The organism is Nocardioides sp. CCNWLW216 (assembly GCF_037120545.1).
In the GTDB taxonomy this organism is placed as follows: domain Bacteria; phylum Actinomycetota; class Actinomycetes; order Propionibacteriales; family Nocardioidaceae; genus Nocardioides; species Nocardioides lianchengensis.
This window is the reverse complement of the sequence record NZ_JBBBBJ010000004.1, coordinates 271,803-294,415: the sequence shown is the minus strand read 5'-3', so window position 1 is coordinate 294,415 and position 22,613 is coordinate 271,803. Positions and strand designations below refer to the sequence as shown.

Below are 22,613 nucleotides of genomic sequence, written 5' to 3'. Positions count from 1 at the left end.
CACTCACTCCCCTCGTCTGTGCTGCCCCGTGTACCGGTCACCCGCGAGCCGCGTCGGCTCACGTCGTCGGCGCCAGATTGTGCACCATGCGCCCCCTCGAGCGCACACCGGTCGGGTGATGCGCCCCCACAACGCCGTCCGCTGAGCGGCTATTCCCCCTCCTCGGCGGCGAACCCTGCGGACACCACGGCCGTGTGGAGCTCGTCGTACGAAGGTGCCGGAGCACACACGATGAGGCTCAGTCCCCCGGCGCCGACCAGGAGCTCCCAGCGCGCCCCGGCGGCCTCGGCCACCAGGGCGCCGGCCGCGTGGTCCCACAGGTTGACGCCCTCCTCGACGTAGGCGTCGACGGTGCCGTCGGCCACCCCGCAGAGGTCGAGGGCGCAGGAGCCGAGCCGCCGGATGTCGCGGATCCGCGGCAGCAGGTCGAGCCAGGCGGTGACCTGCGCTCGTCGTACCTCGCGGTCGTAGGAGAACCCGGTGGCGATCAGCGTCTTGTCCAGGGGCACGGCGACGCGCGGCCGCACCGCCTCGCCGTCACGGGTCGCCAGCGGCCGGCCGTCCGGCTCGCGGTGGGCGACGTGCTCGGTGCCGGTGGCGACGTTGAGGACCACCCCCGCGACGACCGCTCCGTCGACCTCGGCGGCGATCGAGACGGCGTACTGCGGGATGCCGTAGAGGAAGTTCACGGTGCCGTCGATCGGGTCGACGATCCAGCGCACCCCCGAGGTGCCGGCGACGTCGTCGCCCTCCTCGCCCAGGAACGCGTCGTCGGGGCGCTGCTCGCGCAGCAGGGACCGGATCAGCTCCTCGCTGGCCCGGTCGGCCTCGGTCACGACGTCCACGTCGCTGGACTTGGTCGCGGCGACCGAGACCCCGGCGGCGCGTCGCGAGCGGACCAGCTCGGCGGCCCGCCGGGCCACGTCGAGCGCCAGGGCCGCGAGCTCCTGACCGGTCGGTGGCCTCATGCTCCGCACAGCGTCGGCTTGTCGGCCCGGGCGTTGGCGCAGCAGCCCACGGGGCAGGCGTCCCACATCGGGCCGATCGCCCCGGTCGACGCGCGGGCGACCTCCTGGCCCCGCTCGACCGCGGCCCGCTCCACGAGCAGGTCGCGCACGGCCGCGACGAAGCGCGGGTCCGTGCCGGCGGTCGCCGAGCGGCGGGCGGGCAGTCCGAGCTCCTCGGCCGTGGCCAGCGCCTCGGTGTCGAGGTCGTAGATGACCTCCATGTGGTCGGAGACGAAGCCCACCGGCACCATCACCACGGCCGGCGCACCGGCCTCGTGCAGCGACGTGAGGTGGTCGTTGACGTCGGGCTCCAGCCACGGGATGTGCGGAGCACCCGAGCGCGAGCAGTAGACCAGCTCGTGCGGGTGCTCGACCCCCGTCTCCTCGGCGACCCGGGCCACGACGGTCGCGGCGACGTCGAGGTGCTGCGTGACGTAGGCCCCGCCGCCCTGCTCCGGCGGGCCGGAGGCGTCGTTCATCGACAGCGGGATCGAGTGGGTGACGAAGGCGAGGTGGGCGCCGGCGCGGGCCTCCTCGGGCAGGTCGGCGAGCGCCGCCAGCACGCCGTCGACGACCGGCTCCACGAAGCCCGGGTGGTTGAAGTAGTGGCGCAGCTTGTCCAGCCGCGGCGCGCCGTCCAGACCGTCGACGGCGTCGAAGAGGTTCTCGCGGTACTGCCGGCACGAGGAGTACGACGAGTAGGCGCTGGTGACGAAGCAGGCGGCGCGGGTCACCCCGTCGGCGGCCATCTGCGCGAGCGTGTCGGTGAGGTAGGGGTCCCAGTTGCGGTTGCCCCAGTAGACCGGCAGGTCGATCCCGGCCGCGGCGAGGTCCGTGCGCAGCCCGGCCAGGAACTCCCGGTTCTGGTCGTTGATCGGCGACCTCCCCCCGAAGAGGAAGTAGTGCTCGCCGACCTCCTCGAGCCGCTCGCGCGGGATGCCCCGGCCGCGGGTCACGTTCTCGAGGAAGGGGACGACGTCCTCGGGCGCCTCGGGTCCGCCGAAGGAGACCAGGAGCAGGGCGTCGTACGGCGAGACGTCGGGGGCATCGGTTGGCATGTCGCCATCGTAGGGAGGCGTGCGAATTGGCTGGGCGGCGCTCCCGCGCTCTACCTTGCGACTGCCATGGCCGCTCTCACGTCGTACCGCCGGGTGCTCGCGCAACCCGGCACCGCCCGGTTCAGCCTCGCCGGGCTGGTCGGCCGCCTTCCCATCTCGATGGTCGGCCTCGGCATCGTGCTGCTCGTCGAGGACCAGTCCGGCTCGTACGGCGTCGCTGGCACCGTGACCGCCACCTACACGGTGGCCGGCGCCGGCCTGGCCATCGCCCAGGGCCGGCTGCTCGACCGCCTCGGTCAGCGCCTGGTGCTCACCGTGGCCGCCACGCTGTTCAGCGTCGCCATGGCGCTGCTCGTCTGGTCGGTGCAGGAGGACTGGCCGCGGGCGGCGACGTACGTCCTGGCCGCCGTGGCGGGCGCGACGCTCCCCCAAGTCGGCTCGTGCGTGCGCGCCCGCTGGTCGCACGTCCTCGACCGGTCCACCGACGTGCAGACCGCCTTCGCGCTCGAGGCGGTCCTCGACGAGGTCGTCTTCGTCGTCGGCCCGATCCTCGCGACCGTCCTCGCGACCACCGTCGACCCCGTGGTCGGTCTCGCGGTCGCCGTGGTGAGCGGGCTGGTCGGCTGCCTCGGGCTGGCCCGGCAGCACGCCACCGAGCCGCCGACCCACGTGCACGACCACGCCACCGGGACGCGCCCGGCGATGCCCTGGCGCACGGTGGCGCCGCTGACCGTGGTCAGCGTCGGGCTCGGGGTGCTGTTCGGCGCGGCCGAGGTTACGACCGTCGCGTTCTCGGAGGAGCGCGGCGCCGAGGCGTACGCCGGCGCGCTGCTGGCCGTCTGGGCGCTCGGAAGCCTGCTCTCGGGCGTCGTCACCGGGGCGGTCAGCTGGCGTCGCGGCCCGTCGTACCGGGTGCGGGTCGGGGCGCTCGCCATGGCGGTGTCGATGCTCCCGCTGTTCCTGGTCGACTCGATGTGGACGATGGGCGTGCTGCTGCTGGTCGGGGGCTCGGCCACCGCCCCGACCCTGGTGGCCACGCTCTCGATGGCAGAGCAGGTCCTGCCGCGGCCCCGGATGACCGAGGGCCTGGCCGTCCTGCACACCGGCTTGGTCGCCGGGGTGGCCCCGGGGGCGGCGCTCAGCGGCTTCGTGGTGGACCATCACGGGGCGTCGGCGGCGTACCTCGTCAGCGCCGGGGCGGGCGTGCTCGCCGCCCTGGCCGCGCTGGCCCTCCCGCGGCAGGGGCGCACGACGTAGGTTCGGCGGCGTGACGCAGACCACACTGCCGCCGATCGAGCACCCCACCCTGGCCGGGATCCTCCTCGCCCGCGCGACCGACGACGCGACCGCGCTGCTCTTCGAGGACCGGCGCTGGAGCTACCGCGAGCTGCTCGCCGAGGCCGCGGTCCGGGCCGGCATCCTCCGGGACCTGCGGCCCGAGGGCCGGCCCTGGCACGTCGGCGTCCTGCTCGACAACTCGCCCGAGTACCTCTTCCTCGTCGCGGGCGCCGCGCTCTGCGGGGCGAGTGTCGTCGGCATCAACCCCACGCGCCGCGGCGCCGAGCTGGCGACCGACATCCGCTCGACCGACGTCCACACGATCGTGTCCGCACCCGAGCACCTCTCCCTGCTCGCCGGCCTCGACCACGGGGCCGCTCGGGTCCTGGTCGCCGGCTCCGAGGAGTACGACGCCCTGCTGGCCGGCCGCGCCGACGCCGAGGTGACGGCGACACCGGAGGCCCTGGACCCGACCACCCGGCTGCTGCTGCTCTTCACGTCCGGCTCGACGGGCGCGCCGAAGGCGGTGGTCTGCTCGACCGGCCGGATGGCGATGATCGTCCAGCTCAACCCGCTCGTCCTCGAGCGCGACGATGTCGCCTACAACGCGATGCCGATGTTCCACGGCAACGCCCTGATGGCCTCGTGGGGGCCGTGCCTGCGCCGCGGCGCGGCCTTCGCCACCCGCCGCCGGTTCTCGGCCTCGGGCTTCCTCCCGGACCTGCAGCGCTTCGGTGCCACCTACGTCAACTACGTCGGTCGCTCCCTCGCCTACGTGCTGAGCCGGCCCGAGCACCCCGGCGAGCGGGACAACCGGCTGCGGGTCGCCTTCGGCACCGAGGCCTCGGCCCGCGACCGCGCGGAGTTCGAGCGCCGCTTCGGCTGCCCGGTCGTCGAGTCCTACGGCTCCTCGGAGGGCGCCGTCGCCATCCGTCCGGTCGAGGGGACTCCGCCGGGCGCGCTCGGACTCCCCCAGACCGGGTACGCCGCCGAGGTGCTGGCCCCCGACGGCTCGGTCTGCCCGCCGGCCCGGTTCTCCCCCGACGGCCGGCTGCTCAACGCCGACGAGGCGATCGGCGAGATCGTGGGGATCGACGCCGCCGCCCGGTTCGAGGGCTACTACCGCAACCCGGAGGCGGCCGCGGAGCGGGTGCGCGGTGGCGACTACTGGACCGGTGACCTCGCCTACCGCGATCAGGACGGGTGGTTCTGGTTCGCCGGCCGTACGGCGGACTGGCTGCGGGTCGACTCGGAGAACTTCGCCGCCGCCCCGGTCGAGCGGATCCTGGCCCGCCGGCCGGACGTCGCGGTGGCCGCGGTCTACGCCGTACCCGACCCGCGCACCGGGGACCAGGTGATGGCCACCCTCCAGGTCGCGGACGACCCGGCCGGATTCGACGTCGACGGCTTCGCGACCTTCCTCGACGCCCAGCGCGACCTCGGCACGAAGTGGGCACCCCGGTTCCTGCGCATCACCCGTGACCTCCCCACGACCGCGACCCGCAAGGTCGACAAGCCCGCGCTGCGCCGGCGGCTCTGGTCCGGCGACGACCCGGTCTTCGAGCGGGTCGACGGCGCCTACCGCCCGCTCACCGCCGACCGGACGGCCGCGCTGGCCACCGAGTTCGAGCGGCACGGCCGGGCGCACCTGCTCCACGGGAGCTGACTGACTACGCTGCGCGTCGTGGAGTGGAGCAACTGGTCGGGCCTGGAGTCCGCACGTCCCGCCCGGACGGTCACGCCGGGGACCGTCGCCGAGGTCGTCGCCGAGATCGAGCGGGCCCGCGAGGACCGGTCGACGGTCAAGATGGTCGGCACCGGCCACAGCTTCACCGCGATCTCGGCGCCCGAGCACACCATGCTGCGGCCCGGCGCGATGACCGGCATCGTCGGCGTCGACCGCGAGGCGATGACCGTCACCGCGCTCGCCGGCACCCAGCTCAAGGTCCTCAACGCCGGCCTCGAGCAGCTCGGGCTGAGCCTGCACAACATGGGCGACATCGCCGAGCAGACCCTGGCCGGCGCGACCTCGACCGGCACCCACGGCACCGGCGGGATCGCGGCGGGCCTGGCCGCGCAGCTGGCCGGGCTGGAGCTCGTGACCGGCACCGGCGAGGTGCTGCGGGCCAGCGAGAGCGAGAACCCCGACGTCTTCGCCGTCGCCCGGGTCGGCCTGGGCGCGCTGGGCGTGCTCACCCAGGTCACCTTCAAGGTGGAGCCGCTCTTCGTGCTGGAGGCCAGCGAGCAGCCGATGTCGTGGGACGAGGCGCTCGGCTCCTTCGACCAGATGACGGCCGAGAGCCACCACGTCGACATGTACTGGTTCCCCCACACCGACCGAATATCGGTCAAGCGCAACGAGCGGCTCGACGTACCGGTGGCCGAGGCGGAGCCGCTCTCGGCCGCCCGTGCCTGGTTCGACGACGACTTCCTGCAGAACGACGCCTTCGGCGCGCTCTGCCGGGTGCTCAACAGGGTCCCCGCCGCGATCCCGCGGGTCAACCGGGTCAACGCGCGGTTGATGGGTGCCCGCACCTACAGCGACGCCGCCCACCGGGTCTTCACGGCCCGGCGCGACGTCGTCTTCCGCGAGATGGAGTACGCCGTCCCGCGCGAGGCCGGGCTGTCGGTGCTCCGCGAGGCGCGGGCCGCCGTCGATTCCAGCGGGCTGCGGATCAGCTTCCCGGTGGAGATCCGCACCGCCCCCGCCGACGACGTGGCGCTGTCGACCGCGTCCGGCCGGGACTCGTTCTACCTGGCCTTCCACACCCACCGCGACGCCGACCACCGCGCCTACTTCGACCTCCTCGAGCCGATCCTGCGCGCCCACGACGGCCGACCGCACTGGGGCAAGGTGCACACCCGCACCGCGGCCGACCTGGCGCCGGCGTACCCGCGCTTCGAGGAGTTCCTGGCGGTGCGCGACCGACTCGACCCGGACCGGGTGTTCGCCAACGACTACCTGCGGCGCGTGCTCGGGGACTGACGCCTCACCCAGTTTCGCTGGTCGAGTAGCGAGCGAGTGGCAGTTTCGCTGGTCGAGTAGCGAGCGAGCGGTGGCCTCGCTGGTCGAGTAGCGAGCGAGTAGCAGATTCGCTGGTCGAGTAGCGAGCGCCAGCGAGCGTATCGAGACCCCTCGGTCAGTGTCTCGATACGCCCGTCGCGACCTCCTTCGTCGGTCGCGGGGCTACTCGACCTGGCGCCTGCTCTCGTCGGGAGCTCCTTCGTCGCTCCCGACGAGGGCGCTCACTTCGTGTTGTAGAGCCGGAGCGCGATCGGCGCGAAGACGGCCGTGATGACCGCCGAGAGCACCAGCACGATCAGGATGTCGCCGCTGTCGGGGGCGTCGTCCATCAGGCCGCGGGCCGCCTCGCAGAGCAGGGTCACCGGGTTGACGTCGACGAAGGCCTGCAACCAGCCCGGCATGGTCTCCGGCGGGGCGAAGACCGAGCTGATGAAGGTGAGCGGGAAGAGCACCATCATCGAGGTGCCCATCACGGCATTGGGGCTGCGGACCTTCAGCCCGACGATCAGCCACAGCCAGCTGAGCGAGAAGCAGAAGACCAGCAGCAGGAGCACGGCCAGGATGACACCGAGGAAGCCACCGGGCGCGCGGTAGCCGATCAGCACCCCCACGACCAGGACCATGAACGACGCCAGCCCGTAGCGCAGCGTGTCGCCGAGCAGCGCCCCGACCAGCAGCGAGGCCCGCCAGACCGGCAGCGACCGGAACCGGTCGAAGACGCCCTTGTCGATGTCGGTGTTGATGGTCAGGCCGGTGTACATCGTGATGAAGACGACGGTCTGGGTGAGGATGCCGGGCAGCGCGTACTGGAGGTACTCCCCCGTCGAGCCCGAGATGGCACCGCCGAAGACGTAGGTGAACATCAGCGTGAAGAGGATCGGGAACATCGTCACGTCGAAGAGCTGCTCGGGGACGTGCTTGATCTTCAGCAGCGCCCGCCACCCGAAGGTGAGCGAGGAGCTGACCGCGTTGGCCCGCGGCGGGCGCTCGGCGGCCCCGAGCGCGGCGATGACGCTGGCGTCGAGCGAGCGGGTCGGCTCGCGGGTCTCGGTGGTCATGCGGGGACCTCCTGGTCCTGGGTCTCGGTCGCGCTCTCCTCGGCCGGACGGCCGGTGAGGGCCAGGAACACCTCGTCGAGGCTGGGCTGGCCGAGGCTGTACTCGTTGATCCGCAGGCCGCGGTCGCCCACCCGCTGCAGCGCGCCGGCGACGGCGGTCGGGTCGTCGACCCGCAGCGTCACCGTGGTCCCGTCGGGCTCGAGGACGGGCTCGGCCGCGAGCGTCTCGCCCAGCAGCCGGGCCACCTCCTCCCGGTCGCCGGGGTCGGCGACCCGGACCCGGACCGCGCCGGAGCCGACCGAGGCCTTCAGCTCGCCGCTGGTGCCCTCGGCGATCACCCGCCCGTGGTCGATCACCGCGATCCGGTCGGCCAGCTGGTCGGCCTCCTCGAGGTACTGAGTCGTCAGCAGGATCGTGGTCCCCGCCCCGACCAGCCCGCGCACGATCTCCCAGACCTGGTTGCGGCTGCGGGGGTCGAGCCCGGTCGTGGGCTCGTCGAGGAACATCAGGTCGGGCCGGACCACGATCGACCCGGCGATGTCGATGCGCCGACGCATGCCGCCCGAGTAGGCCTTCACCTGCTTCTTCGCCGACTCGGCGAGGTCGAAGGCCTCCAGCAGCTGCATCCCCCGCTCCTTGGCCGCGGCCTTGCCGTAGCCGTAGAGGCGGGCCAGCAGGACGAGGTTCTCCAGGCCGGTGAGGTCCTCGTCGAGGGACGCGAACTGCCCGGTCATCGCGACCCGGGCGCGCACGTCGGCGGCCTCCCGGACCACGTCGTGGCCCAGCACCGTCGCCGTGCCACCGTCGGGCACCAGCAACGTCGCCAGCATCTTGATGGTGGTGGTCTTCCCGGCGCCGTTGGGGCCGAGGACGCCGTAGACGCCGCCCGCCCGGATGGCGAGGTCGACGCCGTCGACGGCGCGGTTGTCTCCGAAGGTCTTGACGAGCCCGTGGGTCTCGATCGCGAGGTCCATGCCTCATTCGACCGCACGGCACCGACAGAATCATCGGACTTTGGTCGAACCTTTCGGGGTTCCCGGCGCGTCTGGGTGGCGACGGGGCAGCAAGCCCCGCGAGAGTGAGGAGTTCGCATGGCCCGGGACCGGGAGGCCTTCGCGGAGTTCACGGTGGCCCGAGGCAAGGCGCTGCAGCGCGCGGCGTACCTCATGGTGGGTGACGCCGCCCTGGCCCAGGATCTGGTCCAGGAGGCCCTGACCAAGACCTACGTCGCCTGGCCGCGGCTGCGCGACCCGGCCAACGCCGAGGCCTACGCCCGCAAGGCGATCACGACCACCGCCATCAGCTGGTTCCGACGCCGGAGCTGGTCCGAGCGTCCGACCGGCCAGCTGCCCGAGATCGTGTCGAGCGGCTCGGTGGCCGCGGTCGACGAGCGGGTGTGGCTCTGGCAGGCGCTCCTCGAGCTGCCCGTGCGACAGCGCGCCGCTGTGGTCCTGCGCTACTACGAGGACCTCACCGAGGCGCAGACGGCCGAAGCCATGGGCTGCGCGGTCGGGACGGTGAAGAGCCAAGTCTCGGCCGGCCTCGCCAAGTTGCGCGCCCGCCTCGGCGACGACCCCGCCCTGCTGCCCCTCGACGACCTGATCACAACCGGACGGTGACGCGATGCCCGAGAAGCTGAAGAGCCTGCTCGACGAGCAGGTGGAGCGCGCAGGTCTCCTCCCGCCCGCACTGGACGTCATCACCGCCGCGGGCGACCGACGGCTGCAGCGACGCCGGCTGACGATCTCTGCCGGGGGCCTCGCGGTCGTGCTGGTCCTCGCCGGCGGCGTGTTCGCGATCCAGCATCGCGACAGCGGCCGGTCCCCCGAGCCCGCGCGGCAGGGTCTGGGTCCTTACGCCGAGCCGCGGCCGACGTGGGCGGTCGGGTCTGCTCTCCACTACGGCGATCTGGTCATCGACTTCGGCCGACAGGTGGACGCCTTCGTCCGCACGGGTGCCGGCTTCGTCGCGGTCTCGTCCGGGGAGGTCTGGTCCGTCGACGACGACGGCGCGACCGGCGTGGGCAGAGTCTCCCAGGGGGCCCCGCAACCGGTGACGGACGGCGAAGTCGGTCTGGCGGCCTGGACCGAGGGCGAGTCGCCCGACCGGGAGGTGGTGGTCCTGGACCAGCGCAGCCGCAGGGTCGAACGTTACGCCGAGGGCGAGGACGCTGAGGTCCTGGGCATTGACAGCCGGTGGGTCTACTGGCGGACGGCAGCCGGTGTCGTCTCGCTCGAGCTGGACACGGGAGAGGAGGACCTGCAGGTGCGTGGCGACCCCGCCCGCGCCATCGCCGCCTCCAGTGCCGAGATCGCGCGCACCGTGGACCACGGCCTTCGGCTCGTCGAGGGCGGGACGTCGACCCTGCTCCGAGGAGCGGGCACCGAGCTGATGAGCTTCGCCCCGGACAGCCGATGGGCCGTCTCGTCCACCGGCGCCGGACGACCGGTCGTCCACGACCTCCACACGGGTCGCGTCATCGAGGTGGACCTGGACGGGTGGGAGTTCGGTCTCGGGCAAGGCTGGCTCGACCAGCGGCATCTGCTCGTCGGAGCACGACGTGCCGGCGGCGACGGGACCGTTGAGCTGCTCGAGTGCCAGATCCCGCGCGGTGTGTGCGCGCCGGTGGCGTCCATCAGCCCCACCGAGCAGGCGACGTACGGCTACGCACTGCCCTGGCGGACCCCGGGAGAGGCCGGCTGATCACACGCTGGCGGGCCCCGTGGGCATCGGGGCCTGCCAGTTCCGCCAGATGGCGAGCAGCCGCCAGACCAGGCAGACCGATGCTCCGGCGATCGTGACGAGCACCTCGGGCAGCTCCGCGCGGGTGCCGAGGACGGCGACCATCGCGCCGGCCAGGGCCGGGATCGCGTAGAGCTCGCCGCGGAAGACCACGGGCACGCGGCCGGCCAGGAGGTCGCGGAGCATCCCGCCGCCGATGCCGGTGACCATGCCCATCAGGGCCGCCGGGAGCGGGCTGAGACCGTAGTCGAGCGCCTTGAGCGCGCCGGCCACACAGAACAGCGCCAGACCGAAGGCGTCGAAGACGTTCACCGTCCGCTCCAAGCGCCCGAGCGTCGGGTGGAAGCGGAAGACCAGCAGGCCTGCGCCGAGCGGGACGAGCAGGTAGCGCCAGTCGGCCAGCGCCGCCGGCGGGGTCGCGTCGATGAGCACGTCGCGCAGGAACCCGCCGCCGAGGCCGGTCGTACCCGCCAGGACCAGGACGCCGAAGACGTCGAGGTCCTTGCGCACCGCGACCAGCGCGCCGGAGATGGCGAAGACGAAGATGCCGACGAGGTCGAGCACGACGAGGGTCGGCACAGGGCGAGGCTACCGAGCCCGGGACCCCCGCTGGCGTAGGCTCGGCGAACCGAAGACGAGCATCGACCGGGACGGAGCCGACCACCTCATGGCGCACCTCACCTTCGTGGGCGTCAGCGAGGACGGGAAGCTCCTGCTGATGGTCGACGACACCGGGGAGGAGTTCACCCTCGACGCCGACGCCCGCCTTCGGGCCGCCCTCCCGGGCGGTCCCCCAGCACGACCCGCACAGGGAGAGGTACGCATGGACAGCACGCTGCGCCCCCGGGACATCCAGGCCCGGATCCGGGCCGGTGAGTCCGCAGAGTCCGTCGCGCAGGCGGCGGGCAGCACGGTCGAGAAGATCATGCCGTTCGCCGGGCCCGTCCTGGCCGAGCGGCAGCACGTCGCCGAGCGCGCCCAGCGCTCGTCCGTACGTCGCTCCGGCGAGTCCTCCGGGTCCGCGCGCACCCTCGGCGACGCCGTGGCCGCCCAGCTGCGCCCCCTCAACGTGCGCGCCGAGACCGTCGAGTGGGACGCCTGGCGCCGCGAGGACGGCCGCTGGACCCTGGCCGCCGAGTACGCCTCGAGCGCCCGCTCCGGCACCGCCCACTTCACCTTCGACGCCCCCGGCAACTACGTCGTCCTCGACGACGAGGACGCCCGCTGGCTGGTCGGCGACCTGATCGCGACGGTGCCGGCCGACGTCCCCACCCCCCGCGACGACCTCGAGCGGGCGCGCCAGCGCCGGCAGGCCACTCCCGCCGCCGACGAGCTGCCGCTGGGTGACGACGTCATCGGGCTGGTACGCGACGAGCGCCGAGACGAGCGCCGAGACGAGTCCCGAGACGAGCCCCGAGACGAGCCCCTGCTGGAGCAGCCTCTCGAGGCGTTCCTCGACGACCAGCCCGGCGTCGACGAGTCGGCGGTCGCCGACGAGGCGGCCGACGCCGCGGCCCAGGACCCCGACCCGGAGCCCACCGAGCCGGAGCCCACCGAGCCGACGCCCGCCGAGCCGACGCCCGCCGACGACGAGCCGCCCGCGCGCCGCCCGGTGCGCAAGAAGGGTGGGCGGGCGTCCGTGCCGAGCTGGGACGAGATCATGTTCGGCGGCGGCAAGCAGGACTGAACCCGGCCCGGGGGCCTACGCTCCGGTCATGTCGTACTTCGTGACCGGCGCCACAGGGTTCATCGGGAGGCATCTCGTCCGGCGGCTGCTGGACGAGCGGACCGGCGAGGTCTTCGTCCTGGTCCGTGCGGGCTCCCGCGACCGGCTCGACGCGCTGGTGCGCGGCTGGGGCAGCGACCGGGTGGTGCCCGTCGTCGGCGACCTCACCGAGCCGGGACTCGGGGTCGACGACGCCTGGGTGACCGCGCACGCGGGCGGGATCGAGCACTTCTTCCACGTCGCCGCGGTCTACGACATGACCGCCGACGACGCGACCAACCAGACGATGAACGTCGACGGCACCCGGCACGCCCTCGACCTCGCCGAGGCCCTCCGGGCGGGCTGCTTCCACCAGGTCTCCTCGGTCGCCGTGGCGGGCGAGTACGCCGGCCGCTTCGACGAGACCATGTTCGACGAGGGCCAGACCCTGCCCTCGCCGTACCACCGGACCAAGCACGAGTCCGAGAAGCTGGTGCGCTACTCCTCGGCGGTGCCGTGGCGGGTGTACCGCCCGGCGATCGTCGTCGGCGACTCGCGCACCGGCGCGATGGACAAGGTCGACGGGCCCTATTACTTCTTCCCGCTGATGAAGCTGATGCGCGACCGGCTGCCCGCCTGGCTGCCGCTGGTCGGCGTCGATCTGGGCGACACCAACGTCGTCCCCGTCGACTACGTCGTGCAGGCGATGGACCACCTCGCGCACCTGCCCGACCGGGACGGCGAGACCTTCCACCTCGTCGACCCCGACCCGCAGCCGGTCGTCGACCTGGTCAACGCGTTCTGCGCCGCGGCCGGCGCACCCCGGTTCGCGACGCCCGTGGACCGCTCGGTGACCCGGCTCCTGCCCCGGGTGCTGCAGCCGGCCGGCCTGTTGAACGCGATCGCCAAGGTCGGCCCGGTGCAGGGCGCGCTGGACCTGCTCACCCGACAGGTCGGCATCCCCGCGGAGGTGCTCGCCCACACCGCCTTCGTGCCGGCCTTCGAGGCGACCCGCACCTTGAGGGCGCTGTCCGGCTCCGGGATCGCCCTGCCGGTCCTCGACTCCTACGCGCGCACGCTGTGGACCTGGTGGGAGGAGCACCTCGACACCTCCACCGCCGACGACCCGGCGACCTGCGCGGCCCTCGCGGGCAAGCACGTCGTCATCACCGGGGCGTCCTCCGGCATCGGCCAGGTCACGGCCCTGAAGGTCGCCCAGGCCGGCGGGATCCCGGTGCTGGTGGCCCGCGGCAAGGACAAGCTGGAGGACACCCGGGCGCTCATCGAGCGCGCCGGCGGTACGGCGTACGTCTTCCCGTGCGATCTCTCCGACCTGGAGGCCATCGACGCACTCTGCGAGCAGCTAGCCGCCGAGCTCCCGTCGGTCGACGTCGTGGTCAACAACGCGGGCCGGTCGATCCGGCGCTCGCTGCGGCTCTCGCACGACCGCTTCCACGACTTCGAGCGGACCATGCAGCTGAACTACTTCGGCGCGATCCGGCTCGTGATGGGGCTGCTGCCGCTGATGCGGGAGCAGGGCCGGGGGCACGTGGTCAACGTCAGCTCGATCGGCGTGCAGACCAACCCGCCGCGGTTCTCGGCGTACGTCGCCTCCAAGGCCGCGCTGGACTCGTGGAGCAACGTGGTCGCGTCCGAGCTGGTCGGCGACGGCGTGACCTTCACCGGCATCCACATGCCGCTGGTGCGGACGCCGATGATCGCGCCGACCAAGCTCTACGACAAGTTCCCCACCATCTCACCCGCGCAGGCGGCCGACCTGGTGGTCCGGGCGATGGTCGAGCGCCCCCACGAGATCAACACGCTGCTCGGCAACGCCGGCGCCGTCGTCCACACCGTCGCGCCGAAGCTGGCCTTCCGGGTGCTCAACATGGCCTACCACGTGTTCCCCGACTCCGCGGCGGCCAAGGGCGAGTCGTCGGGCGGGCGCGAGTCGGAGCAGATCATGCTGGCCCGCGTCCTCAAGGGCGTGCACTGGTAGCCACCGGGCGGGCCGGGTCGCTGACCCACTCGCTCCAGCTGCCCGGGTAGAGCGCCGCCGTGATCCCGGCGGCCTCGAGCGCGAGGACGTCGTGGGCCGCGGTGACCCCGGAGCCGCAGTAGACCGCTGTCTCCTGCTCCCCCGTCACGCCCTCCACGGCGTAGAGCGCCCGGAGCTCCTCGGGACTGCGGAAGGTCCCGTCGGCGGCGATGTTGACCGTCGTCGGCACGTTCACGGCACCGGGCACGTGCCCCGCCACCGGGTCGACCGGCTCGACCTCGCCGCGGTAGCGCTCCGGCGCCCGCGCGTCCACCACCACCGGTACGTCGAGCAGCCCGTCGGCGTCGACCACCGGCATCGCTCCCGGGCGGGCCGTGAAGTCACCCGGCAGGATCTCCGGCTCCACCCGGCTGGCCTCCCCGCCCGCGGCCAGCCAGGCCCGCCAGCCGCCGTCGAGCACCTGCACGTCGGTGTGCCCGTGGTGGCGCAGCAGCCACCAGGCCCGCGCCGCCGCCCGACCCTGCCAGTCGTCGTAGATCACGACGGGGGCGTCCTCGCGGACCCCGGCCCGCCGCATCGCGGCCTGGAACGCCTCGGGGTCCGGCAGCGGGTGCCGGCCGCGGCTGCCGTCGCCCACGGGCGCGGCCAGGTCGGTGTCCAGGTCGACGTACACGGCGCCGGGGACGTGGCCGGCGTCGTACTCCTCACGGCTGGGAGGCCCGCCCAGGCGGTAGCGGACGTCGAGGACGGCGACGCCGCCCAGCAGCAGGCGCAGCTCGATGCCGGAGATCAGCGGTTGGCTCATGCTGGGGCCCCCGCGGAGGCGCGAGCGACGCGAGTGGCTTCGTGGGGATAGCTCATGGGACCATCCTGCCGGTCGGTCCCGTGCGGTCCGTGAAAGGATCCCGCCCGTGGCGGAACTGCACTTCTTCACGGGCACCATGGACTCCGGCAAGAGCACCCTGGCGCTCCAGACCAACCACAACCACGCGGCCCGCGGCCGCGCCGGTCGGATCTTCGTGACCCACGACCGCGCCGGGACCGCCACCCTCTCCAGCCGCCTCGGCCTGACGCACGAGGCGATCGAGGTCGCCCCCGAGTTCGACTTCTGGCAGTACGTCGTCTCCACCCTCACCCAGGGTGGCCGGATCGACTACCTGATCTGCGACGAGGCCCAGTTCTACACGCGCGACCAGGTCGACCAGCTCGCCAAGATCGTCGACGAGCTGCAGATCGACGTCTTCGCCTTCGGCATCCTCACCGACTTCCGCACCGCCCTCTTCGAGGGCAGCCAGCGACTGGTCGAGATCGCCGACCGGATGAACGTCCTCCAGGTCGAGGCGCTGTGCTGGTGCGGCAAGCGCGCCACCCACAACGCCCGCACCGAGGACGGCATCATGGTCGTCGAGGGCGAGGTGATCGTCGTCGGCGACGTCGACGACCAGGGTGGCCCGCCCGCCGAGGTCGCCTACGAGGTCCTCTGCCGCCAGCACCACCGCCGCCGCCTCACCGCTGCCCGCGCCAAGGCCGTCTCGCTCGCCCCTGAGCCGCTGCCGTTCGGGTGAGGGCGCCCGCGGGGGCCGATGAGAGTTTCATCGGCTGGCCGATGAACCTCACGCCTGGACGATGAAGCTTTGCCGTCCCGGCGGGAGCTTTGTCGGCCAGCCGATGAAACTCCCATCCCGGCCCCGGGCGCGCCCGACGCCAGGCGATCCGGCCGCCGCCGCCGCGTCGTACGACGTCGCGCGGACCATCCGACCGACGCGCTCAGCCCACCAGGATCGGGATGAGCATCTCGTCGCGGGTGAGCGAGCCGTGCAGCCCGACGAGGGTCGTCTCGTAGGCGAAGTCGGTGGAGGAGAAGACGGCGTGGTCGCCGCGGGAGGCGACCAGGACGTCGCCGAGCCGCGGACGGACGGACGGCTGGACCGTGCCGAACCAGCCTCGATCGACCGCGTCGTCGCGGGTCAGCACCAGGGCCGCGTCGCCGAGGACCGAGCGCCAGGTCGCGACGACGTCGGCGACGGCGCCGCGGTGGCAGTAGAGGTGGCGGAACCGGGCCTCGCCGCCGAGGAGCAGCAGCCCGTCGCGCAGCTCCAGCCGTTCGTCGACGTCGATGCGGTGCTCGGGCGGGGCGTCGACCATGCCGTGGTCGGCGACGACCACCAGCCGGGTCGACGGCGGCAGCGACTCGCGCAGCTGCTCGGCCTCCGCGTCGATGATCGACAGCTGCTGCAGCCACTGGCTGGAGGCGACGCCGTGGCGGTGACCGGTCCAGTCGAGGTCGCCGTCGTACAGGTAGGTCAGCGACGGACGCTCGGCCGAGGCCGTCACCGCGGCGGCGATCCGCTCCCCGACCTTGTCGGCACCGACGTAGTCGACCCCGCGGTGCGCGGCGACGGTCAGCCCGCTGCCCTCGAACTCGCGCTTGTTCACCACCGTCACCGACACCCCGGCCCGGCGCAGCGTCTCGAACGCGGTGGGGTGCGGCTGCCACTCGACCGGGTCGACGTCCTTGCTCCAGAAGAGCGCGTTGAGCAGCTTCTCCGTGCCCGGGACCCGCGAGGTGAATCCGACCAGCCCGTGCGCCCCGGGCACCAGGCCGGTGCCGAGGGACGTGAGCGAGGTGGCGGTGGTCGATGGCACCCCCGCTGTGCCGGCCTCGGCGCCCTCCGCGAGCGCGGAGAGGTACGGCGCCGCGTGCGCGTAGCGCTGCAGCAGCTCCGAGCCGAGCCCGTCCACGAGGAAGACGACGTACGACGGCGCGTCCGGCAGGACCAGCCCGGTCGGGGCGTCGAGCACCGGGACGCCGAGCGCCGCGCCGACGGCGGGCACGACGTCACCCAGCGACCGCGCGCCGTACGCGGGCTCCAGGAAGCCGGTCATCGCCTCAGCCGGTGTGCGTGCGCGCGGAGAGCGACTCGGCGAAGGCCAGCAGGCCGGCGACCGCGTCGGGACCGTCGGCGGCGGAGCTGACCCGCAGCGAGAAGTCGTCGGAGGCGAGCACGCCGGTGTAGCCGTGGTCGGCGTCGCAGTCGGGGTCGCTGCAGCCCGCGGGCTCCAGGTCGACCCGGCTCACGCCGCCCCACCCGATGGTCATCACGGCCTCGGCGGGGAAGGACGGCCCGGACGCGGGGTTGGCGATCATCCGGGTGACCACGACCGACTTCACGGCGTCGAGGCGGATCGCCTCCGTGGAGGTGGAGGTGTAGGGCTCGGGCAGCAGGTCGTCGCCGGCGTGCTCGTCGGTGTGGGCGAGGACCAGGCGGGTGGGGGTCAGCACCACCACGCTGAGGTGGCGCCGGACCTCGTCCCGCTCGAACGTCGGCTCGTGGTGGACGTAGAACGAGACCACCTGCTCCCCCGCGACCGCCGAGCTGACGCCGTCGGCCACCACCTCGGGGTAGTAGCCCGTGCGGTGGATGGCCTCGCGGAGCTCGAGGGCGTGGTCGCGATCGTCGGTCCTGCTGCGCATGGCTGCAGTGTGTCACCACGGCCGTCTAGCCGGGGAGCGTGTCCCCCGCCAGCGACGGCATCCGGCGCACGAACCAGTCCGAGCGGGGGTCGGCGACGGGCTCGATCCGGGCCGCCGCGGTGAGCACCGTGGCCCCGGTCGCGCCGGCCAGGACCAGCGACAGCTCGAGCGAGCGGACCTGCGGGAGGTCGTTCTGGAGCTGGGCCACCCGCCGGATCAGCCGCTCCACCTCGGCGACGTCGACGACCTCGCTGCCGCGGTAGCCGAAGAGCATCGGCGAGGACTTGATCTCCCGCACCATCGACGCTGCGTCGCGCCGGGTCAGCGGCGGGATCCGGAACGCCCGGTCGCTGAGCAGCTCGGTGAGCGGCCCGGAGATGCCGAACGAGACGACCGGCCCGAAGAGCGGGTCCTCGATACTGCGGATCGAGATCGGGACGCCGGGACGCGCGTTCTTCTGCACGATGAATCCGGCCCGCTCGGGGTCGCCCACGATCTCGGTCAGGGAGGTCCAGGCGCTGCGCATCTCGCCCGGTCCCTCGATGTTGCGCCACACGTGGGCCAGGTCGGGGCGCTCGCGCACGTGGTCGGCGGTCGCCTTCAGGACGACGTCCCAGCCGTCGGCCTCGCCGGCGGCCACGGCCTCGTCGTACGACGCGACGGGGCGGGCGGGCCACAGCGCGATGTCGTAGGCCCCGAGCAGCTTCGCGAGCGTGTCCTGGTCGAGGTCGGTGCCCTCGGGGTGGGCGCCCAGGGTCTCGTTGACCAGCCGCTTCGCCGTGCGGTGGTCGACCGTCTCCGGCTCGTTGGTCTCGCCGTCGGGCGTCCGCAGCCACACGGCGTAGTCGACGACGTGGGCCAGCGCCCGCACCGCCGCCTCGACCGCGGGGTACGACGGCACCGAGCCGCGACCGGCCGTGGAACCGGCGACGTCGGGCACCCGGAGTAGCTCGGGCACGCCCTCGGCCCCGAGGAACGAGGACACCAGCGGCTTGTCGGACTGCTCGCCGACGGCGGCCAGCACGTTGGCGACGTCCTCGCCGGAGACGTTCAGCGGCGGGATGTAGACCGCGACCACGGCGTCGACCTCGGGGTCGTCGATGGCCGCGTCGAGCGCGTCCTCGAAGTCCTCGGCGCTCGGTTCGGCGTTCAGCGCGACCGACTTGTTGACCACCAGGCCGACGGCGGCGGCCGCATCGGCGGCCAGCAGGCCGAGAGCGTCGGAGTTGCCGACGATGGCGACCCGGCGCCCGCGGGGCAGCGGCTGGTGGGCGAGCAGCTGGGCGACGTCGAACATCTCCTCCAGCGACTCGACCTGGATCACCCCGGCCTGCCGGAACATCGCGTCGACCGCCTGCGGCGGCGCCGCGATCCGTCGTACGGCGTGGCCCATGGGCACGCCCTGCGTGGTGCGCCCCGACCGCACCGCGATGATCGGCTTGCGCTGCGAGACCCGGCGGGCGATCCGCGAGAACTTGCGCGGGTTGCCGATCGACTCCAGGTAGAGCAGCACGACCTCGGTGGAGTCGTCCTCCTCCCAGTACTGCAGGAGGTCGTTGCCGGAGACGTCGGCCCGGTTGCCGGCGCTGACGAAGGTCGACAGGCCGAGGCCCCGGTTGTTGACCTTCTCCAGGATCGCCGAGCCGAGCGCGCCGGACTGGCAGAAGAACCCGGCCCGGCCGCGGGGCGGCATCAGCGGCGCCAGCGAGGCGTTGATCTTGACCGTCGGGTCGGTGTTGATGACGCCGAGCGCGTTCGGGCCGATCAGCCGCAGGCCGTACGAGCGCGACAGCCCCACCAGCCGCCGCTGGCGCTGGCGGCCCTCCTCGCCGGTCTCGGCGAAGCCCGACGAGATGACCACCAGCCCGTGCACGCCCTTGGCGGCGCAGTCGAGGACGACGTCCTGCACGGCGTCGGCCGGGACGGCCACGATCGCGACGTCGACCTCGTCGGGGATCTCGTTGACCGACTTGTACGCCGGCAGCCCCGACACGGCCGCCGAGGACGGGTTGACGGCGTACACGCGGCCGGTGAAGTCGCCGGTCACCAGGTTGCGGACCAGGGCCTGGCCGATCGTGTCCTGACGGCGGCTGGCGCCGATGACCGCGACCGAGCGCGGGTTGAAGAACTTGTGGATCGAGGCGGCCTCGGCCTGGTGCTCGCGGTTGAGCATCACCCCGATGGCCGTGTCGGTCGGGTCGATGGGGAACTCGAGAATGAGGACGCCGTCCTCGTACTCGCTCGCCACCCGGTAGCCGGCGTCGCGGAAGGTCTGGATCATCCGGGTGTTGTCGGGCAGCACCTCGGCGACGAACCGCTCGACCCCGCGCTCGCGGGCCGCCTGGGCCAGGTGCTCCAGCAGCAGCTGCGCGATCCCGCGGCCCTGGTGCTGGTCCTCGACCAGGAACGCGACCTCCGCCTCGCCCGGACGCACCACGTCGTACCGGCCCACGGCGATCATCCGCCCCTGCAGCGTCAGCACGAACGCGACCCGGTCGACGTGGTCGACCTGGGTGAAGCGGGCGACGTCACGGTCGGAGAGCCGCGGCATGGGCGAGAAGAACCGGTAGTACTTCGACTCGTCGGACACCCGCGCGTAGAACTCGACCAGCAGCTCCGCGTCCTCGGGGCCGATCGGGCGGATGTGCGCCGTTCGTCCGTCCCGGAGCAGGACGTCGGCCTCCCAGTGCTCGGGGGCGGCGGGGATCTCCTGCTGCGTCACGGGGCGCAATCTACCCGGACGGCGAGTCCGCGCCGGTCCGTCGGTGCCTCCAGGGAGAATGACGGCCATGGCCCGCCGCACCACTCCCGATCTTCCCGATGACTTCGAGGAGCACATCCTCGACACCGACATCAAGCAGGAGATGGAGTCCTCGTTCCTCGAGTACGCCTACTCCGTCATCTACTCCCGCGCGCTCCCGGACGCGCGCGACGGCCTGAAGCCGGTCCAGCGGCGGATCCTCTACACGATGAACGACATGGGACTGCGGCCCGACCGCGGCCACGTCAAGAGCGCCCGCGTCGTCGGCGAGGTCATGGGTCGCCTGCACCCCCACGGCGACGGCGCGATCTACGACGCCATGGTCCGGATGGCCCAGCCGTGGTCGATGCGGGTGCCGTTCATCGACGGCCACGGCAACTTCGGCTCTCCGGACGACTCCCCGGCGGCCATGCGCTACACCGAAGCCCGGATGGCGCCCGCCGCCGTGGCGATGACGGCCTCGATCGACGAGGACACCGTCGACTTCAAGCCCAACTACGACAGCCGCGAGCTCGAGCCCACAGTCCTCCCCGCGGCGATCCCCAACCTGGTCGTCAACGGGACGACCGGCATTGCGGTCGGCATGGCCACCAACATGGCCCCGCACAACCTGGTCGAGGTGGTTCAGGCCCTGCGCCACCTGATCACCCACCCGAAGGCCACCCTCGACGACCTGATGCGGTTCATCCCCGGCCCCGACCTGCCCACCGGCGGCAAGATCGTCGGCCTCGACGGCATCCGCGACGCCTACGAGTCCGGCCGGGGCAGCTTCAAGATGCGGGCCACGGCCCGGGTCGAGGCGATCGGGCGCAAGAAGGGCATCGTCGTCACCGAGCTGCCCTACGGCGTCGGGACCGAGAAGGTCGTCGAGCGGATCAAGGTGCTGGTCCAGGGCAAGAAGCTGCAGGGCATCTCCGACATCAAGGACCTCACCGACCGCGAGAACGGCCTGCGCCTGGTCATCGAGGTCAAGAACGGCTTCGTCCCCGAGGCGCTGCTGGAGCAGCTCTACCGCCAGACGCCGCTGGAGGACTCCTTCGGCATCAACAACGTCGCCCTGGTCGACGGCCAGCCCCGCACACTCGGACTGAAGGAGCTGCTGCGGGTCTTCCTCGACCACCGCTTTGAGGTCATCCGCCGGCGCTCGCAGTTCCGCCGCAACAAGCTGGCCGACCGCCTGCACCTCGTCGACGGACTGCTGATCGCTCTGCTCGACATCGACGAGGTCATCCAGGTGATCCGCACCAGCGACGACGCGGCCGCCGCCCGGGAGCGGCTGATGTCGGTCTTCGACCTCTCCCAGCTGCAGGCCGAGTACATCCTGGACCTGGCGCTGCGCCGGCTGACGAAGTTCAGCCGGATCGAGCTGGAGAAGGAGCAGGAGGAGCTGCGTCGTCAGATCGAGGAGCTCGACGCGATCCTCCACGACGACAAGCTGCGCTGGAAGGTCGTCTCCGACGAGCTCGCCGAAGTCGCGAAGACGTACGGCACGCCCCGCCGGACCGTCCTGCTGGAGTCGGCCGGGGTCGCCGTGACCGCCTCCGCCGTCCAGCTCGAGGTCGCCGACGACCCCTGCTACGCGTTCCTGTCGTCCACCGGCCTGCTGGCCCGCACCTCCAACGCCGAGCCGGTCGGCTCCGGCGAGAGCCGCACCAACCACGACGTGGTCGCCTCCGTCGTCCGGACGACGGTCCGCGGCGAGATCGGCGTGCTGACCTCGCGCGGCCGGCTGCTGAAGCTCGGGGTCCTCGACCTGCCGGCCCTGCCGGCCTCGGCCAACGACCCCAACCTCCAGGGCGGCCTCCCGCTGAGCGAGATGCTGCAGCTGGAGTCCGGGGAGCGGGCGCTCGCGCTGTGCACCCTCGCCACCGAAGGCCCGGGTCTCGCGCTCGGCACCCGCCAGGGCGTCGTCAAGCGGGTCAACCCCGAGGTCCTCGGCCGCGACGAGTGGGACGTGATCCGACTCGAGGACGGCGACGAGGTGGTCGGGGCGGTCGAGCTCACCACCGGCACCGAGACCCTCTGCTTCATCACCTCCGACGCCCAGCTCCTCCACTTCGGCGCCGACGGCGTCCGTCCGCAAGGGCGCTCCGGTGGCGGCATCGCCGGCGTACGCCTGGCCGTCGCCCAGTACGTCGTCTCCTTCGGCGCGTTCGACGCCGAGGCGGGCGAGGGGGCGGTCGTGGTGACCGCGTCCGGGTCCTCCACCGCGCTGCCCGGCACCGAGCCCGGGCTGGTCAAGGTGGCGCCGTTCAGCGAGTACCCCGGCAAGGGACGCGCCACGGGCGGTGTCCGTTGCCACCGGTTCCTCAAGGGCGAGGACGTACTGGTCTTCGCCTGGGCCGGCCCGGCGCCGGCCCGGGCCGCCGCGTCCAGCGGGGCTCCGGTCGACCTGCCCGACGCCACCGGTCGCCGGGACGGCTCCGGGGTGCCCGGCAGCCAGCCGATCGCCGCGTGCGCGGGCCCGGTCGCCGTCCGACTCCCGGTCGTGGAAGGCTGACCGCC

At 72.8% G+C, this 22,613-nt stretch carries 18 protein-coding genes; 9 read left to right on the top strand and 9 right to left on the bottom strand.

The annotated features are described in order from the left end of the window. Positions 1 to 149: 149 nt before the first annotated feature. Positions 150 to 968: an inositol monophosphatase family protein gene (locus tag V7S47_RS11555; protein WP_336561684.1), complete on the bottom strand. Its 819-nt coding sequence runs from the start codon at positions 966 to 968 to the stop codon at positions 150 to 152. Beyond that, positions 965 to 2,065: a ferrochelatase gene (locus tag V7S47_RS11550; RefSeq protein ID WP_336561683.1), complete on the bottom strand. Its 1,101-nt coding sequence runs from the start codon at positions 2,063 to 2,065 to the stop codon at positions 965 to 967. The genes V7S47_RS11555 and V7S47_RS11550 overlap by 4 nt, the downstream gene beginning before the upstream one ends. A 66-nt stretch (positions 2,066 to 2,131) precedes the next feature. On the opposite strand from V7S47_RS11550, the gene V7S47_RS11545 reads away from it, so the two are divergent. The 3 genes from V7S47_RS11545 to V7S47_RS11535 are packed head-to-tail and all read left to right on the top strand — an operon-like array spanning position 2,132 to position 6,329. After that, the gene (locus V7S47_RS11545) at positions 2,132 to 3,322 is read left to right on the top strand and encodes an MFS transporter (protein WP_336561682.1); all 1,191 of its coding nucleotides are present in this window, start codon (positions 2,132 to 2,134) and stop codon (positions 3,320 to 3,322) included. Between the two features lie 10 nt (positions 3,323 to 3,332). Further along, positions 3,333 to 5,009, top strand: a complete 1,677-nt coding sequence (locus V7S47_RS11540; protein WP_336561681.1) for an AMP-binding protein — start codon at positions 3,333 to 3,335, stop codon at positions 5,007 to 5,009. A gap of 18 nt (positions 5,010 to 5,027) precedes the next feature. Then, positions 5,028 to 6,329: a D-arabinono-1,4-lactone oxidase gene (locus V7S47_RS11535; protein WP_336561680.1), complete on the top strand. Its 1,302-nt coding sequence runs from the start codon at positions 5,028 to 5,030 to the stop codon at positions 6,327 to 6,329. A gap of 260 nt (positions 6,330 to 6,589) precedes the next feature. Here V7S47_RS11535 and V7S47_RS11530 read toward each other — a convergent pair whose 3' ends face one another. Further along, complete coding sequence (locus V7S47_RS11530) at positions 6,590 to 7,426, bottom strand: ABC transporter permease (protein ID WP_336561679.1); 837 nt, start codon at positions 7,424 to 7,426, stop codon at positions 6,590 to 6,592. Further along, the gene (locus tag V7S47_RS11525; protein WP_336561678.1) at positions 7,423 to 8,400 is read right to left on the bottom strand and encodes an ATP-binding cassette domain-containing protein; all 978 of its coding nucleotides are present in this window, start codon (positions 8,398 to 8,400) and stop codon (positions 7,423 to 7,425) included. Before V7S47_RS11525 ends, V7S47_RS11530 begins: the two co-directional genes overlap by 4 nt. A 117-nt stretch (positions 8,401 to 8,517) precedes the next feature. Between V7S47_RS11525 and V7S47_RS11520 the strand changes: the two genes are divergently transcribed. Together V7S47_RS11520 and V7S47_RS11515 are read left to right on the top strand one after the other, a co-directional pair. Then, positions 8,518 to 9,045 carry a SigE family RNA polymerase sigma factor gene (locus V7S47_RS11520; protein ID WP_336561677.1) on the top strand — a complete coding sequence of 176 codons (528 nt, stop codon included), beginning with the start codon at positions 8,518 to 8,520 and terminating at the stop codon, positions 9,043 to 9,045. Positions 9,046 to 9,049: 4 nt separating this feature from the next. After that, positions 9,050 to 10,129, top strand: coding sequence for a hypothetical protein (locus V7S47_RS11515; protein ID WP_336561675.1), 1,080 nt, complete (start codon positions 9,050 to 9,052; stop codon positions 10,127 to 10,129). Here the strand turns inward: V7S47_RS11515 and V7S47_RS11510 are convergent, their stop codons facing one another. After that, a complete protein-coding gene (locus V7S47_RS11510) occupies positions 10,130 to 10,747 on the bottom strand; it encodes a trimeric intracellular cation channel family protein (RefSeq protein ID WP_090854929.1) in 618 nt (205 codons plus the stop codon). 88 nt (positions 10,748 to 10,835) lie between these two features. Here V7S47_RS11510 and sepH point away from each other — a divergent pair, with 88 nt between their 5' ends. Both sepH and V7S47_RS11500 read left to right on the top strand, forming a co-directional pair. Next, on the top strand, positions 10,836 to 11,855 hold the full coding sequence (sepH, locus tag V7S47_RS11505) for a septation protein SepH (protein WP_336561674.1): 1,020 nt from the start codon (positions 10,836 to 10,838) through the stop codon (positions 11,853 to 11,855). Positions 11,856 to 11,883: 28 nt separating this feature from the next. Beyond that, on the top strand, positions 11,884 to 13,872 hold the full coding sequence (locus V7S47_RS11500) for an SDR family oxidoreductase (RefSeq protein WP_336561673.1): 1,989 nt from the start codon (positions 11,884 to 11,886) through the stop codon (positions 13,870 to 13,872). Here the strand turns inward: V7S47_RS11500 and V7S47_RS11495 are convergent. Next, positions 13,853 to 14,677 carry a sulfurtransferase gene (locus V7S47_RS11495; protein WP_336561672.1) on the bottom strand — a complete coding sequence of 275 codons (825 nt, stop codon included), beginning with the start codon at positions 14,675 to 14,677 and terminating at the stop codon, positions 13,853 to 13,855. The two genes, V7S47_RS11500 and V7S47_RS11495, sit on opposite strands and share 20 nt — an antisense overlap. Before the next feature lie 106 nt (positions 14,678 to 14,783). On the opposite strand from V7S47_RS11495, the gene V7S47_RS11490 reads away from it, so the two are divergent. Then, positions 14,784 to 15,437: a thymidine kinase gene (locus tag V7S47_RS11490; RefSeq protein WP_336561671.1), complete on the top strand. Its 654-nt coding sequence runs from the start codon at positions 14,784 to 14,786 to the stop codon at positions 15,435 to 15,437. A gap of 202 nt (positions 15,438 to 15,639) precedes the next feature. On the opposite strand, the gene V7S47_RS11485 is transcribed toward V7S47_RS11490, so the two are convergent. Genes V7S47_RS11485 through V7S47_RS11475 form a run of 3 tightly spaced genes read right to left on the bottom strand, consistent with a single transcriptional unit; the run spans position 15,640 to position 20,069 of the window. Further along, positions 15,640 to 16,758, bottom strand: a complete 1,119-nt coding sequence (locus V7S47_RS11485) for an alkaline phosphatase family protein (protein WP_336561670.1) — start codon at positions 16,756 to 16,758, stop codon at positions 15,640 to 15,642. 4 nt (positions 16,759 to 16,762) lie between these two features. Beyond that, positions 16,763 to 17,347, bottom strand: coding sequence for a DUF5998 family protein (locus tag V7S47_RS11480; RefSeq protein WP_090854911.1), 585 nt, complete (start codon positions 17,345 to 17,347; stop codon positions 16,763 to 16,765). Positions 17,348 to 17,372: 25 nt separating this feature from the next. Beyond that, positions 17,373 to 20,069, bottom strand: coding sequence for a bifunctional acetate--CoA ligase family protein/GNAT family N-acetyltransferase (locus tag V7S47_RS11475; protein ID WP_336561669.1), 2,697 nt, complete (start codon positions 20,067 to 20,069; stop codon positions 17,373 to 17,375). Between the two features lie 67 nt (positions 20,070 to 20,136). Between V7S47_RS11475 and V7S47_RS11470 the strand changes: the two genes are divergently transcribed. Next, positions 20,137 to 22,608: a DNA gyrase/topoisomerase IV subunit A gene (locus V7S47_RS11470; protein WP_336561668.1), complete on the top strand. Its 2,472-nt coding sequence runs from the start codon at positions 20,137 to 20,139 to the stop codon at positions 22,606 to 22,608. Positions 22,609 to 22,613 lie beyond the last annotated feature (5 nt).

Coding starts and splice junctions, on each gene's coding strand:
- V7S47_RS11530 (WP_336561679.1), bottom strand. CDS start 7,426: ATGACCACCGAGACCCGCGAGCCGACCCGCTCGCTCGACGCCAGCGTC.
- V7S47_RS11485 (WP_336561670.1), bottom strand. CDS start 16,758: ATGACCGGCTTCCTGGAGCCCGCGTACGGCGCGCGGTCGCTGGGTGAC.
- V7S47_RS11545 (WP_336561682.1), top strand. CDS start 2,132: ATGGCCGCTCTCACGTCGTACCGCCGGGTGCTCGCGCAACCCGGCACC.
- V7S47_RS11555 (WP_336561684.1), bottom strand. CDS start 968: ATGAGGCCACCGACCGGTCAGGAGCTCGCGGCCCTGGCGCTCGACGTG.
- V7S47_RS11470 (WP_336561668.1), top strand. CDS start 20,137: ATGGCCCGCCGCACCACTCCCGATCTTCCCGATGACTTCGAGGAGCAC.
- V7S47_RS11500 (WP_336561673.1), top strand. CDS start 11,884: ATGTCGTACTTCGTGACCGGCGCCACAGGGTTCATCGGGAGGCATCTC.
- V7S47_RS11520 (WP_336561677.1), top strand. CDS start 8,518: ATGGCCCGGGACCGGGAGGCCTTCGCGGAGTTCACGGTGGCCCGAGGC.
- sepH (WP_336561674.1), top strand. CDS start 10,836: ATGGCGCACCTCACCTTCGTGGGCGTCAGCGAGGACGGGAAGCTCCTG.
- V7S47_RS11495 (WP_336561672.1), bottom strand. CDS start 14,677: ATGAGCCAACCGCTGATCTCCGGCATCGAGCTGCGCCTGCTGCTGGGC.
- V7S47_RS11525 (WP_336561678.1), bottom strand. CDS start 8,400: ATGGACCTCGCGATCGAGACCCACGGGCTCGTCAAGACCTTCGGAGAC.
- V7S47_RS11480 (WP_090854911.1), bottom strand. CDS start 17,347: ATGCGCAGCAGGACCGACGATCGCGACCACGCCCTCGAGCTCCGCGAG.
- V7S47_RS11515 (WP_336561675.1), top strand. CDS start 9,050: ATGCCCGAGAAGCTGAAGAGCCTGCTCGACGAGCAGGTGGAGCGCGCA.
- V7S47_RS11550 (WP_336561683.1), bottom strand. CDS start 2,065: ATGCCAACCGATGCCCCCGACGTCTCGCCGTACGACGCCCTGCTCCTG.